General features: G+C 72.1%; 14 protein-coding genes. 6 read left to right on the top strand and 8 right to left on the bottom strand.

Annotation, left to right across the window (positions count from 1 at the left end):
* From rsgA to ACFWGN_RS10640, 4 genes are all read right to left on the bottom strand, one after another.
* Positions 1-1065: a ribosome small subunit-dependent GTPase A gene (gene rsgA / locus ACFWGN_RS10625; protein WP_377616817.1), complete on the bottom strand. Its 1065-nt coding sequence runs from the start codon at positions 1063-1065 to the stop codon at positions 1-3.
* Entirely contained in the window at positions 1065-2408 is a 1344-nt protein-coding gene (gene aroA, locus ACFWGN_RS10630; protein WP_377616818.1) for a 3-phosphoshikimate 1-carboxyvinyltransferase, read from the bottom strand. Before aroA ends, rsgA begins: the two co-directional genes overlap by 1 nt.
* 216 nt (positions 2409-2624) lie before the next feature.
* The gene (locus tag ACFWGN_RS10635; protein ID WP_377616819.1) at positions 2625-3251 is read right to left on the bottom strand and encodes a DoxX family protein; all 627 of its coding nucleotides are present in this window, start codon (positions 3249-3251) and stop codon (positions 2625-2627) included.
* Positions 3252-3525: 274 nt separating this feature from the next.
* Positions 3526-4071 carry a ferritin gene (locus ACFWGN_RS10640; protein ID WP_191800056.1) on the bottom strand — a complete coding sequence of 182 codons (546 nt, stop codon included), beginning with the start codon at positions 4069-4071 and terminating at the stop codon, positions 3526-3528.
* A gap of 137 nt (positions 4072-4208) precedes the next feature.
* Here ACFWGN_RS10640 and ACFWGN_RS10645 point away from each other — a divergent pair, with 137 nt between their 5' ends.
* Together ACFWGN_RS10645 and rsrA are read left to right on the top strand one after the other, a co-directional pair.
* Entirely contained in the window at positions 4209-5015 is an 807-nt protein-coding gene (locus ACFWGN_RS10645; protein ID WP_056646784.1) for a sigma-70 family RNA polymerase sigma factor, read from the top strand.
* A complete protein-coding gene (gene rsrA / locus ACFWGN_RS10650; protein WP_377616820.1) occupies positions 5012-5335 on the top strand; it encodes a mycothiol system anti-sigma-R factor in 324 nt (107 codons plus the stop codon). Before ACFWGN_RS10645 ends, rsrA begins: the two co-directional genes overlap by 4 nt.
* Positions 5336-5530: 195 nt before the next feature.
* Here rsrA and ACFWGN_RS10655 read toward each other — a convergent pair whose 3' ends face one another.
* Positions 5531-5605 carry a 50S ribosomal protein bL37 gene (locus ACFWGN_RS10655; RefSeq protein WP_156968370.1) on the bottom strand — a complete coding sequence of 25 codons (75 nt, stop codon included), beginning with the start codon at positions 5603-5605 and terminating at the stop codon, positions 5531-5533.
* Positions 5606-5754: 149 nt separating this feature from the next.
* On the opposite strand from ACFWGN_RS10655, the gene ACFWGN_RS10660 reads away from it, so the two are divergent.
* From ACFWGN_RS10660 to ACFWGN_RS10670, 3 genes are read left to right on the top strand one after another with little or no spacing between them, the layout of a single operon-like run.
* Complete coding sequence (locus ACFWGN_RS10660) at positions 5755-6708, top strand: DUF4097 domain-containing protein (RefSeq protein WP_377616821.1); 954 nt, start codon at positions 5755-5757, stop codon at positions 6706-6708.
* The gene (locus ACFWGN_RS10665) at positions 6708-7310 is read left to right on the top strand and encodes a PadR family transcriptional regulator (protein WP_354506887.1); all 603 of its coding nucleotides are present in this window, start codon (positions 6708-6710) and stop codon (positions 7308-7310) included. Before ACFWGN_RS10660 ends, ACFWGN_RS10665 begins: the two co-directional genes overlap by 1 nt.
* Complete coding sequence (locus ACFWGN_RS10670) at positions 7307-8248, top strand: DUF4097 domain-containing protein (RefSeq protein ID WP_377616822.1); 942 nt, start codon at positions 7307-7309, stop codon at positions 8246-8248. The genes ACFWGN_RS10665 and ACFWGN_RS10670 overlap by 4 nt, the downstream gene beginning before the upstream one ends.
* A 207-nt stretch (positions 8249-8455) precedes the next feature.
* Here the strand turns inward: ACFWGN_RS10670 and ACFWGN_RS10675 are convergent, their stop codons facing one another.
* Positions 8456-9088 (bottom strand): GDSL-type esterase/lipase family protein, encoded by a 633-nt coding sequence (locus ACFWGN_RS10675; RefSeq protein WP_377616823.1) that lies wholly within the window; start codon positions 9086-9088, stop codon positions 8456-8458.
* Between the two features lie 115 nt (positions 9089-9203).
* Positions 9204-10118 carry an aldose 1-epimerase family protein gene (locus ACFWGN_RS10680; protein WP_377616824.1) on the bottom strand — a complete coding sequence of 305 codons (915 nt, stop codon included), beginning with the start codon at positions 10116-10118 and terminating at the stop codon, positions 9204-9206.
* Between the two features lie 146 nt (positions 10119-10264).
* On the opposite strand from ACFWGN_RS10680, the gene ACFWGN_RS10685 reads away from it, so the two are divergent.
* Complete coding sequence (locus ACFWGN_RS10685; protein WP_377616826.1) at positions 10265-11260, top strand: aldo/keto reductase; 996 nt, start codon at positions 10265-10267, stop codon at positions 11258-11260.
* 83 nt (positions 11261-11343) lie between these two features.
* Here ACFWGN_RS10685 and ACFWGN_RS10690 read toward each other — a convergent pair whose 3' ends face one another.
* Positions 11344-15189 carry a multifunctional oxoglutarate decarboxylase/oxoglutarate dehydrogenase thiamine pyrophosphate-binding subunit/dihydrolipoyllysine-residue succinyltransferase subunit gene (locus ACFWGN_RS10690; protein WP_377616827.1) on the bottom strand — a complete coding sequence of 1282 codons (3846 nt, stop codon included), beginning with the start codon at positions 15187-15189 and terminating at the stop codon, positions 11344-11346.
* Positions 15190-15199: the final 10 nt, after the last annotated feature.

Raw genomic sequence — 15199 nt, forward strand, 5'->3', positions numbered from 1 at the left:
TCACACCGTACCGGTGCGCGCGGCCAGCAGACGGCGGAACGACTCGACACGCGCCGTGCGCGCCGCCTTCTCGTCCTCGGGCGAGGCCTCGAGCCAGTCGTCGAGCGCGCAGTCGGGCGCGCCGTCGAGGTGCGTGCAGCCGCGCGGACAGTCCTCGGCGACCACGTCGAGGTCGTCGAACGCCTTGAGGAGGTTCTCGACGTCGACGTGCGCGAGCCCGAACGAGCGCACCCCGGGCGTGTCGATGACCCACCCGGCGGGGTCGCCGTCGGCGTCGGGCAGGCGCAGCGCGACCGCCGACGTCGAGGTGTGCCGGCCGCGGCCCGTCACGTCGTTGACGACGCCCGTGGCGCGGTAGGCGTCCGGGACGAGCGCGTTGACGAGCGTCGACTTGCCGACCCCGGAGTGGCCCACGAGCACCGACGTGCGGCCCTCGAGCTCGGCCCGCACGGCCTCGAGCGGCTCGATGCGCCACGCGTCCTCCGCGGCCCCGTCGTCGTGCACCCGTCGCGTCACGACGACCTTGACCCCGATGGGCTCGTAGAGCTCGCGCAGGGGCGTCGCGTCCGCGAGGTCCGCCTTGGTGAGGCACAGCAGGACGTCCATGCCCGCGTCGTACGCGGCCACGACGCAGCGGTCGATCATGCGCGTGCGGGGCTCGGGCTGGGCCAGGGCCGTGACGATCACGAGCTGGTCCGCGTTCGCCACGATGATGCGCTCGTACGGGTCGGTGTCGTCGGCCGTGCGGCGCAGCGTCGAGGTTCGTTCCTGGATGCGCACGATCCGCGCGAGCGTCCCGTCCTCGCCCGTGGTGTCGCCGACGATGTCCACGCGGTCGCCGCACACCACGCGGTTGCGGGTCAGCTCGCGGGCCTTCATCGCGAGGATCGTGCGCTCGTCGGGAGTGTTCTCGTCGAGCAGGAGCGTGTAGCGCCCGCGGTCGACGCCCGTGACGAGCCCGGTCTCGGCGTCCTCGTGCTGGGGGCGCTGCTTGGTCCGCGGGCGCGAGTTCTTGTTGCTCGCCCGGTCGCGGAAGTCGGACTCGTCGCGGACGCGCCGCGCCATCAGCTCGCCGATCCCTCGGCGGTCAGCATGCGGCCCCACATGTCCGTGAAGCCGGGGAGGGTCTTGGCGGTCGTGCCGACGTTCTCCACGAGCACGCCCGGGACGCGCAGCCCGATCAGGGCTGCCGAGGTCGCCATGCGGTGGTCGTGGTACGTCCGGAACGTGGTGCCGTGCAGCGGGCGCGGCGTGATGACGAGGCCGTCGTGCGTCTGCTCGGCCTGACCGCCGAGGCGCGTGATCTCGGTCGCGAGCGCGGCCAGGCGGTCGGTCTCGTGCCCGCGCAGGTGCGCGATGCCGCGCAGCCGGCTGGGGGAGTCGGCCAGCGCGGCGAGGGCCGCGATGGTGGGGGCGAGCTCGCCGGCCTCGTGCAGGTCGATGTCGATCCCGTGGACCTCACCGGTCCCGGTCACAGCCATGACGCCGTCGACCAGCTCTGCCTGGCCGCCCATCGCCGTGAGGAGCTCGGCCATCATGGCACCCGGCTGGGTCGTGACCGTGGGCCAGCCCGGCACGCGCACCGTGCCGCCGACCACGAGGGCCGCGGCGAGGAAGGGGCCGGCGTTCGAGAGGTCGGGCTCGACGTAGACGTCGCGCGCCGCGATGGGGCCGGGCGACACGATCCAGGTCAGGGGGCGCGAGTCGTCGACGTGCACGCCGACCTCGCGCAGGACCTCGACGGTCATGTCGATGTGGGGCACGCTCGGGAGCGTGGGACCGACGTGGCGCAGCGTGAGGCCCTGGTCGAACCTGGCCGCGGCGAGCAGCAGACCCGAGACGAACTGGCTCGACCCCGACGCGTCGACGTCGACCGTGCCGCCGCGCACCGCGCCGTGCCCCGTGATGGTGAAGGGCAGGGTGTCCTGGCCCTCGACGGGCACGCCCAGGTCGCGCAGCGCGTCGAGCACAGGGCCCATGGGCCGCACGCGGGCGCCCTCGTCACCGTCGAACCGCACGGTGCCGTCGGCCAGGGCCGCGACCGCGGGCACGAAGCGCATGACAGTGCCCGCGAGGCCGCAGTCGATCTGGGCGGGTCCGCGCAGCGCCCCGGGCGTGACGTGCAGCTCGCTGGGGACGTCGCCCTCGGTGATGCCCACGCCCAGGTCGCGCAGCGCGGCGGCCATGAGGTCGGTGTCGCGGCTGCGCAGCGCGCCGCGCAGGACGCCCGGCCCGTCGGCCAGGGCCGCGAGGACCAGGAGGCGGTTGGTGAGCGACTTGGACCCGGGGACCGCGACGGTCGCGTCGAGCGGGGCGCCGGCGGACGCGCCGGTCCGGCTGGGCGCGGGCCAGGCGGCCGGGTCGAGGGCGGTCTCGTCGGAGCGGGCGGCAGGAAGGTCGCTGGTCACATGCCCCAGGTTATTGCACGGGGTGCGGGGAGCGGGCTTCCGTCCGGTGCGCGGCGAGGGAGCCGGACGCCGCGGCGCTCCGCCGCCGGAACGTCACCTCTTGCGCGCTCTCACCAGCCCGACGGCGCCGCTCGTCGTCGAGCAGAGGTCCAGGTCCCGTGCGGGTCGTCCAGGATCCAGCCGCGGCGCGGCAGCGGCCGACCGGCGCAGGCGTCGTCAGGAGGAGACGGCGCCCTTGACGGTGTCGACGGCCGACCTGGTCGCCGAGCTCGCGGCCCGACGGGCCTTCCGCGAGGCCTTCGCGGCGCCGTCCGTCACGGTGTGCGCGGCCTTCTCGGCCGTGGACCCGATCGTGTGCTTGGCGGCGTCGACCTGGTGCTTGGCGTTCTTGGCCAGCGCGAGGTCCTTGCGTGCGCGGTCCACGCGCCAGCGGACGCCGGGCCGGCCCTCGTAGTCGGCGCCCGCGATGAGCGCGGCGCCGATCGCCCCGACGTTCGCGACGAACTTCCGGGTGCGCACGTCGCGGGGCACGTCGCTCGGGGTGAAGGGCTGGTTGACGAGCGCGAGCGGAACGCTGAGCGCCGCGAGCGTGAGCGCGGCCGTGCGGGGGGCCTTGCCGAACGCGAGGAAGAGTCCGGCGACCGCGGTCGTGGCGCCGTGCACGCGGACCAGGGCCGCGACCTGCTTCTCGCTGAGGGGGTCCTCGACGCCGAGCTGCTGCCCGACCAGGCTCACGCCGCGGCGTGCGGCGCGCACGTGCTCGGCGGGCTTGAGGGCGGCCTGCACGCCGTCGTAGATGAACCAGGAGGCCAGCATGGGCCTCGCGACGTGACGCAGCAGCATCGGTGGATCTCCTTCGTCGAACGGGGGCCGCGGGCAGCGACCGGGTCCGGGACGCCGGGGACGCCCTCGGTGCGTCCAGCCTGTCCCATCGCTGCTCAGCATGCCACCGGGCGTGCGCCCTCGGGGCGACGCGCGCCGGGTGAGCGGGGTGATCGGGGACCGCGTGCCGGTGCGCGTCCGGGGCGAGCGCCGCCGTCGGGCACGAGGGGCGGAAGGCGCGCACGGCGAGGACGGAGCCGGGACCAGCCCGGCTCCGCCCTCGCCGTGCGTCGGGTCAGAGTGCCCCGCCGGCCGCCTCGGGGGCGTCGGCAGACTCGCCGCCGTCGCCGATGGTCTCGCGTGCGACGTAGTTCTCGAGGTCGAACAGGTTCTCGCCCGCACGACGTGCGACCGTCAGGAGCGTCGTGGCGGAGGCCACCTCCTCGACCTGCTCCTTGAGGAACCACAGCAGGAACTGCTCGCCCAGGGCGTCGCCCTCCTCGCGGGCCGCGCGGAAGATGGCCTCGATCTGGTCGGTGACCTGCTTCTCCTGGTCGAGGGCGAGCTGGAGCGGTTCGAGGACCGAGTCGAAGTCGTTGCGGACGGCGCCTGTGCCGGGGATCGTGATGTCGAGGTCACGGTCCAGGTGGTACTGGACGATCATCATGGCGTGGTTGCGCTCCTCGACCGCCTGGCGGTAGAAGTGCGCCGCGAGCTGCGGGAGGTCGTGGGAGTCGAACCACACCGCGATGGCGATGTACTGCTGGTGGGCGTCGAGCTCGTGGCCGACCTGCTCGCGCAGGAGGGTGCGGAACCGGGAGTCGGGAGTCGTGGTCGTCATGCGCCTCACGCTAGCGAGGATCGTCGTGGAGCACACCCGATGGTTGCCTGTCCTCACCGAGCGCAGCCTTGCCTGTGCCGCACGGCCCGCCGCGGGGCCGTGGGAATGTCGGCAGCGGCCGGACGGTTGTGCTGAGCGTGACATGTGTACTGGAAGCGGAAGCCGACAAGAGCGCCACCGCTGCACCGAGCCTGGAGGTCGTGCCGTTCGGCGCGATCGCCCCTTCAGCGCTCTCGGCGGACGCCCGACCATCTGGGGGACTAGGCTCGTTGTCGATGACGGATCAGATCAGCAGCAGCGCAGGCGACCTCGCGGGAGCCGACGACGCCGAGGACACCAACCGGGCTCCGGCCACGGAGAGTGACGCGGCTCGTTCGGCGCGCTTCGAGCAGGACGCCCTGGTGTACCTCGACCAGCTCTACTCGGCGGCGCTGCGCCTGACGCGCAACCCGACCGACGCGGAGGACCTGGTCCAGGAGACCTTCACCAAGGCGTTCGCGGCGTTCCACCAGTACCGTCCTGACACCAATCTCAAGGCCTGGCTCTACCGCATCCTCACGAACACGTTCATCAACAACTACCGCAAGAAGCAGCGCGAGCCGCTGCAGTCCGCGGCAGAGGACGTCGAGGACTGGCAGATCCACCGCGCGGCGTCCCACACGTCGCAGGGGTTGCGCTCGGCCGAGGCCGAGGCGCTCGACAGGCTCCCGGACTCCGACGTGAAGAAGGCGCTCCAGGAGCTGCCGGAGGACCGTCGTATGGCCGTGTACTACGCGGACGTCGAGGGTTTCCCGTACAAGGAGATCGCCGAGATCATGGGCACGCCGATCGGGACCGTGATGTCGCGGCTCCACCGTGGTCGGCACCAGCTGCGTGATCTGCTGAGCGACTACGCAAAGGACCGAGGACTGGTGGGGGCCAAGACCCCCGGAGGTGAGTCGTGAGCAAGCAGAACGTGAGCACGGAGGCGGAGGAACCCGTCATCGTGCCGATCCCTCACTCGACCGAGGGCGAGACGGAGTGCGAGCACGCGCTCAAGCACCTGTACGAGTACCTCGACTCGGAGATGACCTCCGACGACGAGGTCCGCATGCGCGCGCACGTCGCGCACTGCTCGCCGTGCCTGGCCGAGCTGAGCGCGGAGGAGCTGGTCAAGCAGCTCGTGCGCCGCTCGTGCCACGAGCAGGCGCCGGCGGACCTGCGGCTGCGCATCCAGGCGCAGTTCACGGTCCTGCGTACCACCACGGTGATCGAGACCTTCTGACGCCGTCACGCCCGCGGACGTGACGCCGTCGGGCCGGGTGCGTACGGCGCCCGACGGCCCGGCCGCGACCGGCGGACCGACGGGCGGCGGCGAGAACCGAGAACGACGAAAGGGCCTGTCCTCACCGGAGTGAGGACAGGCCCTTTCGTCGCACTCGCCCTCAGGCGCGTGATCGCGGCCCTGGCGGGCTCGTGATCAGGCGTTGGGGCGCTTGCCGTGGTTCGCTGCGCTGCCCTTACGGCTGCGACGCTTGCGTCCGCGCTTGCTCATGATTGCTCCTCACGCCGGATTCTGTCTGCTCAATGTTCCCACATCCAGGGCTTGTCCTGGTCCAAGACGCGATATATCGTGTGGAGAAGGACGCGATACATCGCGTCATCGACCACCGAGCGGGACACCGCAGGAGCGCGAGGAGAGACATGGCGACCGAGAGCTGGACCGTGACGGGTCCCCAGACCATCGACGTCGGGCCCGTGAGCCGCCTCGACGCCAACCTGCTCAACGGGCGCATCGACGTCGTGGTGCACGACGAGCCCGGCGTCCGCGTCGAGATCCACTCGATCGAGGGCCGACCGCTCGAGGTGCGTCTCGAGGGCGACCGCCTCCGGGTCGGGTACTCGCCCACGGGCGGCTGGCAGGGCTTCCTCGACTCGTTCCGCAACTACCGCGGCAAGGACCGCGCGGACGTATACGTGGGCGTCCCGGCCCACGTCGCGGTCAAGCTCGCGACCGTGCGCGGTGACGGCCTCGTCGCCGGGACGCACGCCAAGGTCTCGGTCGCGACCGTGGGCGGGTCCGTCATGACGACCCAGACCACGGGCGCCGTGCGCGTCGACACCGTCTCGGGCGAGGTCACGGTGCGCGACCACGTGGGCACGCTCGTCATGGACTCGGTCTCGGGAGACCTCACGGCCTCGGGCGCGCTCAGCGACGTCAAGCTCAACACCGTGTCCGGGAACGTCACGCTCGACTCGAGCAGCACACCCGACTCCATGAACGTCAACGCCGTCTCGGCCGACGTCCTGGTCCGCGTCCCCGAGCCCGACGCGCTCGACTACGCGCTGCGCTGCGTGAGCGGCCGGCTCGTGGTCGACGGCGTCGAGCACCGGGGCACGCCCGGGGGCGCCTACCGCCAGGGCGGTCCGGCCGCAGCCCCCGGCAAGCGGCTCCAGGTCAACTCGGTCTCGGGGAACGTCACGGTCCTGCGCGGCGATCCCGAGCAGCCCGTGACGTGGGGGGCTCCGACCGGGCACGGGGTTCCCGACGACGCCCCGACCGACACGTACCCGGGCTACGGCGCCCCGTGGGGCACCGCGGGCGTGCAGGCGCCCTGGACGGCAGGCGGACCCGCGGACGGACCGGCGGACCGCTGATGGCCTCCGTCTTCGCCCACGGAGAGCTCCGGCTCTACCTCCTCGCGCTGCTCGAGTCCGGACCCAAGCACGGGTACGAGCTCATGACCGAGCTCTCCGACCGGTTCGGCGGCACGTACCGGCCGAGCGCGGGCACCATCTACCCGCGCCTCGCACGGCTCGAGGAGGAAGGGCTCGTGCGTCGCAGCGACGAGGCCCGCAAGTCCACCTACGAGCTCACGCCCGCGGGCCGGGCCGAGGTCATGGCCCGTCGTGCCGACGTCGCAGCGCTCGAGGACGGGATCGCGCAGACCGTCCGGACACGGGCGCAGGCGCTGCGCACCGACATCGAGGGGTCGATGCAGGGCCTGCGCGCCGAGCTCGCGGCCGCAGCCCAGGAAGCCCGGGTGCGACCGCGCCCCGCAGCGTCCCCGGACCCCCGGCGCGGCGAGTCCTACGCGCGACGCGTCGAGGCCGAGGCGCTCGTCCAGCGGTTCCGCGACGACGTGCGCGCCGACCTGCGACAGGCCGACGCGAGCAGCGCCGTGACGGACCTGACCCTCGAGACGCTGCGCACCGTGCTCGACTCGGCACGTCGGGCCGTGCGGGGGACGCTGCGATGACGGGCCACGACGGGCAGCCGCCCCCGGACCCGCGTCCCGACGGCAGGCGAGAGGACCAGCAGCACCTGGACGACCAGCTCCACCAGCACGACCAGCAGCACGACGACCGGCACGACACGCAGACGCAGAAGGAGAACGACATGGGCACCGAGTCCTGGGTCATCGCAGCACCGCAGCAGATCGAGGTCGGCGAGGTGACCTCGCTCGTCGTGGGCCTCACGAACGGCGCGATCGAGGTCGTGAGCGACCCGGCGCGCGAGTCGGGCGCGAGCATCGACGTCACCGAGGTGGGCCCGCGCCCGCTGCACGTCACGTCGCACGCGGGCGAGCTCCGTGTCGCCTACGACTTCGCCGGGGTCGAGGGGGTCGTGGACCGCGTCCGCGGCCTCAAGGACAAGGACACCGCTACCGTCCGCGTCGTGCTCCCAGCGCACCTGCCCGTGAAGATCGCCACGGCGCGCGCGGCGGTCGCCGTGACCGGTACCCGGGCCGACGTCTCCGTCACCACGGCAGACGGCGCCGTGACCGTCGACGACACCGTCGGCGTGCTCGCGGTGAAGTCCGCCGCCGGTCGGGTCGCCGCGACCGTGCACGAGGGGGACGTCCGGGTCAGCACGGCCTCGGGCCGCGTCGAGGTCGGCGGACGGCTCGGTCGGGTCACGGTCAGCACGGTCACGGGCGACGTGGTCGTCGAGGCGCGCGAGACCACGCCGCTCGTGACGGCCAAGACCGTCTCGGGAGACGTGACGCTGCGCCTGGGGCAGGGTGCGGGGGTCAACCTCAAGGCGCGCGCCGTCACGGGCAAGGTCGTGCTCGACGGGGCCCCGCTCCCCAGCACGCAGTCGCGGACCACGTCGGTCGACCACTCGGACGGTACGAGCGGCGCCTACGTCTCCGCGAGCTCGGTCTCGGGGAACCTCACGGTCTCGCGCGCCTGAGGTCCCACGTCCTGGGGCTCCTGCCCCCGCCGTGCGACGGACAGCGGCTCGTGCCCCGAGGAGGGGCACGAGCCGCTGCGGTCTTCGCCGGCTCCGACGTGAGCCGGACCGTCCGCCCCGGTCCGGTCACCGTGGCCGCGCTGTGCGGTGGCCCCGGCCGGCGGGGTGGTCCCCCTCGGCGGACGGCGGGCGAGGCGCCCGCGCGGCCTACGCGACGTCGTCGGGCAGGCCCAACCAGGCGTGCCAGCCGGTGTGGAGGACGAGCCAGGCCATGAGCCCGTAGCCCGCCTGCCCCGGGTACCCGCCCACGCCCGTCGCGAGGTCCGCGAGCCACTGCTCGTGCGTCACGAGCGGCGTGAAGGTGTCGACGTACGGGACCCGTCGCCGGTTCGCGACGTCCGCGAACGCCCCCGAGAGCTCCGCGAGGCGGTCGTTGTCCTCGGGGCAGCCCGGTGGGGGACCCACCACGAACACGGGGAGACGGCGCTGCTCGGCCACGTCGAGCACGTTCGCGAGGTTGAGCCGCGACCTGGCCACCGACAGACCGGCGTCCAGGTCGTGCCGTCCGAGCGCGATGACGAGACGGTTGTCCGACTCCGGGTCCGGGTGGAAGCGCTTGGCCGACTCGAGGTCCCAGCGCTGGCTCATCGCGGTGGTCGTCTCGCCAGGGATCGCGAGCGGGAAGACCATCGCCGTCCCGGGGAAACGAGAACGGGCGACGACACGCCCGACCCAGCCGAGGCCCTTGGCGTCGCCGACGCCCGCGATCAGCTCGTCGCCGACCACGCAGATCCGTACTTCAGGTTCTCCCACGGTGATGTGCTCCTCGTTCGCTCGCACACCATTGTCTGTCACGACCGGGGTCCCGTGCGGGACGTCAGGCCGGACGGACGACAACTGGTGCCGGAGGCGACCATGAGGGCGGCCGCCGCCGGCACCTGTCGGGCCCGACGGTTCAGAGCAGCGTGGCGCCCCACGTCGCCTCGTGCGACGCGCCCGGGGCGAGTCGCACCAGGCGGTCGCCCGAGCGGAACGCGTCCGCGATGCAGCTCATGGGCTCGGCTGCGACGCCCGTGCGGCGGTACGCCGTGGCCGACACGTGGTCGCCCGTGCAGACCTGCCACGTGTCCATCGAGGAGTCCATCCAGACCGCGGCCGTCCGGCCGTCGGGTGCGCCGAGCCGCATCCAGGACAGGCCGTCCTCGTCGCGCAGGACGTCGACGTAGGCGTCGTCGAGGTCGATCCCGGCCAGCAGCCGCGGCTCGCGCAGGTCGAAGTCGCCGGCCGCGGGCTCGGTGCCCGTGGGCAGGAGCCGCTCGTCCGTGGTGACCCGGGTGCTCGCGTCGAGGCGCAGCGTGCACTCGTCGACCGACGCGTCGCCGGGCGAGAGCCACGGGTGGAACCCGACGCCGTAGGGGGCGTCGGTGCCGCCCACGTTCGTCGCACGGGTCGTGACGCGCAGGCCCGTGTCGGTCAGCGCGTAGGTCACGCGTGCGACGAGGTCGAACGGGTAGCCGGGGGTCGGGACGAGGTGCAGCTCGAGCGTCACGGCCGACGCGGACTGCTCGACGACGTCCCAGCGCTCCCAGCACACCAGGCCGTGGATCGCCGTGTTCCGCGGTACCTCGGTGATCGGGAGCTGGAGCTCGGCGCCGTCGAACTCGTACTGCCCGTCACGGAGCCGGTTGGGCCAGGGGAGCAGCACCGCTCCGTGGGAAGCGGGGGCGAGCTCGGCCTCCGAGAAGGGGGTGAAGACGTCGCGCCCCCCGACCGTGTACTCGCGGATCGCCGCGCCGACCTCCGTGACGGTGACGTGGTGGTCTCCGTGCTCGATACGGATCTGGGCGCCCGAGGGTGGTTTGATGTTCACGATCACATACGTTACTGGGTGCGGAACACCGCGCGAGCAGCCACAGTAGAACCCGGTCGTGCTGCCCGCAGGGGCAGCCGACCGAGCGACGCACCGTCCCCGGCCCCCGGGCGACGGGAGCACCACCGCAGGACGAGGAGGAACACATGGAACGAGGAGTGCTCGGACGCACGGGAAGGCTGGTCTCGGTCGTCGGGCTCGGCACCTGGCAGCTCGGCGCGGACTGGGGAGAGGTCAGCGAGGACGACGCGCGCGCCGTCCTCGACGCCTCGGCCGAGTCGGGCGTGACCTTCTTCGACACCGCCGACGTCTACGGAGACGGCCGCAGCGAGGAGATCATCGGCTCCTACCTGGCGGACAACCCCGGCGCGGGGATCACGGTCGCGACCAAGATGGGCCGTCGGGCACCGCAGGTGCCCGAGAGCTACACGCTCGCGAACTTCCGCGAGTGGACCGACCGGTCGCGACGGAACCTGCGGACGGACCGGCTCGACCTCGTCCAGCTCCACTGCCCGCCCTCCTCGGTCGTCGACGACGACCAGGTCTACGACGCGCTCGACACGCTCGTGGCCGAGGGCGCGATCGCGGCCTACGGCGTGAGCGTCGAGACCGTCGACGAGGCGCTCGCGGCGATCGCCCGGCCGGGGACCGCGACCGTGCAGATCATCCTCAACCCGTTCCGGCTCAAGCCGCTCGACGAGGTGCTCCCCGCGGCCTCCGACGCGGGCGTCGGGATCATCGCCCGCGTCCCGCTCGCCTCGGGCCTGCTGACCGGCAAGTACACGCGCGAGACGACGTTCGCGGAGAACGACCACCGGAGCTTCAACCGGGACGGCTCGGCGTTCGACGTCGGCGAGACCTTCTCCGGGGTCGACTTCGAGACCGGGGTCACGGCTGCGGGGGAGTTCACCGCGCTCGTGCACGACGTGCTCGGCCCGGACGTCAGCCCCGCGCAGGCAGCGATCGCCTGGATCTGGCAGCAGCCGGGGGTCTCGACCGTGATCCCCGGTGCGCGCAACGTCCAGCAGGCCACGGCCAACGCGGCGGCGGGGTCGGCCGAGGTCCTCGGTCCGCTCTTCACGTCCGGTATCCGCGAGATCTACGACCGCTACCTGCGGGAGTCGATCCACGCGCGCTGGTAGGTCCGGGCCCCCGCGACGACGAAGGCCGCCTCCCCGTCCGGGGAGGCGGCCTTCGTCGTGCAGCGCTCAGCGAGCGCGTCCGGTCAGCGGGCGAAGGCCTGCTCGACGAGGACGGCCTGCTGGGCCTGGTGCTTCTTCGCGGTACCCGCGGCGGTCGAGGCCGAGGCGGGGCGCGAGACGACGCGCACGCGCGGCAGGTCCTCGGGCAGGTTCAGGTGGACGAACGACCACGCACCCTGGTTCTCCGGCTCGTCCTGGACCCACACCACGTCGGCTCCCGCGTACTTGGCGAGCTCCGTGCGGATGCCGTCCACGTCGAGCGGGTAGAGCTGCTCGAGGCGCACGATCGCGGTCCTGTCGTCACCGCGCTTGGTCCGCTCGGCGAGCAGGTCGTAGTAGACGCGACCCGTGCAGAGCAGGACCCGGTCCACGTTCGCCGGGTTCACCGAGGCGTCCCCGATCACGGGCTCGAACGTGCCCGTCGTGAAGTCCTCGACCGCCGAGGCAGCGGCCTTGAGGCGCAGCAGCTGCTTGGGCGTGAAGACCACGAGCGGGCGGCGCGGGCGAGCGTACGCCTGCTGACGCAGCAGGTGGAAGTACGACGCGGGCGTCGACGGCTGGGCCACCGTGAGGTTGTTCTCGGCGCACAGCTGGAGGAAACGCTCGATGCGGGCCGACGAGTGGTCGGGTCCCTGGCCCTCGTAGCCGTGCGGCAGGAGCATGACGACCGAGGAGTTCTGCCCCCACTTCTGCTCGGCCGACGAGATGAACTCGTCGATGACGGTCTGGGCGCCGTTGACGAAGTCGCCGAACTGCGCCTCCCACAGCACCAGGGCGTCGGGACGCTCGACCGAGTAGCCGTACTCGAAGCCCAGGGCCGCGTACTCGCTCAGCGAGGAGTCGTAGACCCAGAACTTCGCCTGGTCCGCCGACAGGTACAGCAGCGGGGTCCACTCGGCGCCGGTCTCGCGGTCGTGCAGCACCGCGTGACGCTGCACGAACGTGCCGCGACGCGAGTCCTGCCCGGCCAGGCGCACCGGGGTGCCCTCGACCAGGAGCGAGCCGAACGCGAGCAGCTCGCCGTAGCCCCAGTCGATGCCGCCGTTCGCGGACATCTGGTGGCGCTTCTCGAGCAGCTGCGCGAGCTTGGGGTGGACCGTGAAGCCCTCGGGCGGGGCCACGTGCACCTGGCCGACCCGCTCGATGACCGACTGGTCGATCGCGGTCTTCCAACCGACCATGGTGCCGGCGTCCTCGCGCTGGGACTCGGGACGCTCGAGGCCCGCGACGGGCTCCGAGGACGGCGACGGGGTGAAGCCGCCCTCCTTGGTCTCGGTGAACACGCGCTCGAGCTGGGCCTGGTAGTCCTGCAGGACATGCTCCGCCTCTTCGAGCGTGATGTCGCCGCGAGCGACCAGGTTCTCGGTGTAGAGCTTGCGGACCGAGCGCTTGGCCTCGATGAGGTTGTACATGAGCGGCTGCGTCATCGAGGGGTCGTCGCCCTCGTTGTGACCGCGGCGGCGGTAGCAGATCATGTCGATGATCACGTCGCGGTCGAACTGCTCGCGGAACGCGAAGGCGAGCTCCGCGACGCGCACGCAGGCCTCGGGGTCGTCACCGTTCACGTGGAAGATCGGGACCTGGTAGCCCTTGGCGACGTCCGTCGAGTACAGCGTGGAGCGCGACGAGGACGGGCCCGTGGTGAAGCCGACCTGGTTGTTGATGATCACGTGGATGGTGCCACCGGTGCGGTAGCCGCGCAGCTGTGCGAGGTTCAGGACCTCGGGGACCACGCCCTGGCCCGCGAAGGCCGCGTCGCCGTGGATGAGGATCGGCAGCACGGAGAAGCCGTCGCCACCCAGGTCGATGCGGTCCTGCTTGGCGCGCACGATGCCCTCGAGCACCGGGTCGACCGCCTCGAGGTGCGAGGGGTTCGCCGCGAGGTAGACGCGCGTCTGCGCACCCGACTCGGCCGAGAACGTGCCCTCGGTGCCGAGGTGGTACTTGACGTCACCCGAGCCCTGGACGCTCTTGGGGTCCTGGTTGCCCTCGAACTCCGCGAAGATCTGCGCGTAGCTCTTGCCGGCGATGTTCGCCAGGACGTTGAGGCGACCGCGGTGGGCCATGCCGATGCAGACCTCGTCCAGGCCGCCGTCGGCAGCCTTGGACAGGACGGCGTCGAGCAGCGGGATGACGGACTCGCCGCCCTCGAGCGAGAAGCGCTTCTGGCCGACGAACTTGGTCTGCAGGAACGTCTCGAACGCCTCTGCCGAGTTCAGGCGGCGCAGGATGCGCAGCTGGTCCTCGCGCGGCGTGCGGGCGTAGCCCGACTCGAGGCGTTCCTGGAGCCAACGACGCTGGGCGCGGTCGGCCAGGTGCATGTACTCGATGCCGATCGAGCGGCAGTAGGAGTCGCGCAGCAGCCCGAGGATGTCGCGCAGCGTGGACTTGGTCTTGCCGCCGAACCCGCCGGTCGGGAAGGTGCGGTCCAGGTCCCACAGCGTGAGGTCGTGCGTCTGCACGTCCAGGTCGGGGTGCTTGCGCTGACGGTAGGCGAGCGGGTCCGTGTCGGCCATGAGGTGGCCGCGCGAGCGGAACGAGTGGATGAGCTCGGCGATCTTGGCGGGCTTGGCCGCCTCGATCTCGGCGTCCGTCGTGTTGTCGCGGGTCCAGCGGACCGGCTCGTAGGGGATCCGCAGGGCGGCGAAGACGCGGTCGTAGAACCCGTCCTCGCCGATCAGCTTGGTCCCGAGGATGCGCAGGAACTCACCGGACTGCGCGCCCTGGATGATGCGGTGGTCGTAGGTCGAGGTGATCGTCAGGACCTTCGAGACGCCCAGGCGGGCGAGCTGCTCGACCGAGGCGCCCGCGAACTCCGCGGGGTAGTCCATGGCGCCGACGCCGATGATGGTGCCCTGACCCTGCATGAGGCGGGGGACCGAGTGCACGGTCCCGATCCCGCCCGGGTTGGTCAGCGAGATCGTGGTGCCCGCGAAGTCGTCGACCGTGAGCTTGTTGCCGCGGGCCCGTCGCACGAGGTCCTCGTAGGCGGCCCAGAACTGCGCGAAGTCCATCTGCTCGGCGCTCTTGACGCTCGGCACGAGGAGCTGGCGGGTGCCGTCCGGCTTGGCGAGGTCGATCGCGAGACCGAAGTTGACGTGCGCGGGGTTCTTGACCGCCGGCTTGCCGTCGATCTGCGTGTAGCTCGCGTTCATCGCGGGCATCTCGGTCAGCGCCTCGACGAGCGCGAAGCCGATCAGGTGCGTGAACGAGATCTTGCCGCCGCGCCCGCGGGCGAGGTGGTTGTTGATGACGATGCGGTTGTCGACCATGAGCTTGGCCGGCACGGCGCGCACCGAGGTCGCCGTGGGGACCTCGAGGCTGGCTTCCATGTTGACCACGACGCGGGCGGCCGGGCCGCGGAGCTTCTGCACGTCGTCGCCGGTCTCCGGCGAGTCGGAGCGGGACGGCGCGGTGGCGACCGCTGCGTACGGTGCGGTCGCAGGCTGCGCCGTGGCGACCGGGCGCGTGGCCTTGATCGCGGCGATCGCCGCGTTGACGGTCGGGTCCGCGGGGACGACGGGCGACCGGCGTCGCTGAGCCGACTCGCCGGCTGCCGAGCCGTCGGTCGCGGGGGTCGGGATCGCTGCGGCGACCGGCGGCGCTGCCGGGGCCTTCGCGGGGATCTGGACGGCGGGAGCAGGGCCGTCCGCGGCGGGAGCCGGCGCACCGTTCACGGGAGCGGGGCTCCCGTTCGCCTCGGGCGACTTCTCCCCGGGACGGTAGTCCGCGAAGAAGTCCCACCACGCGGGGTCGACCGCGTTCTTGTCCTGGAGGTATTGCTCGTACAGCTCGTCGACAAGCCATTCGTTGGCGCCGAACACAGAACTAGCTGCGCTGATCGACTCTGACTCAGCCTTCGGGGACACGCGAGGATCG

Source organism: Oerskovia sp. NPDC060338 (assembly GCF_042726295.1).
GTDB lineage: Bacteria > Actinomycetota > Actinomycetes > Actinomycetales > Cellulomonadaceae > Oerskovia > Oerskovia merdavium.

Bases quoted from the DNA above. Each gene is read 5' to 3' on its own strand.
- ACFWGN_RS10640 (WP_191800056.1), bottom strand. From the start codon at position 4,071: ATGACGACCACGACTCCCGACTCCCGGTTCCGCACCCTCCTGCGCGAG.
- ACFWGN_RS10635 (WP_377616819.1), bottom strand. From the start codon at position 3,251: ATGCTGCTGCGTCACGTCGCGAGGCCCATGCTGGCCTCCTGGTTCATC.
- rsgA (WP_377616817.1), bottom strand. From the start codon at position 1,065: ATGGCGCGGCGCGTCCGCGACGAGTCCGACTTCCGCGACCGGGCGAGC.
- ACFWGN_RS10665 (WP_354506887.1), top strand. From the start codon at position 6,708: ATGGCCTCCGTCTTCGCCCACGGAGAGCTCCGGCTCTACCTCCTCGCG.
- ACFWGN_RS10670 (WP_377616822.1), top strand. From the start codon at position 7,307: ATGACGGGCCACGACGGGCAGCCGCCCCCGGACCCGCGTCCCGACGGC.
- ACFWGN_RS10685 (WP_377616826.1), top strand. From the start codon at position 10,265: ATGGAACGAGGAGTGCTCGGACGCACGGGAAGGCTGGTCTCGGTCGTC.
- ACFWGN_RS10660 (WP_377616821.1), top strand. From the start codon at position 5,755: ATGGCGACCGAGAGCTGGACCGTGACGGGTCCCCAGACCATCGACGTC.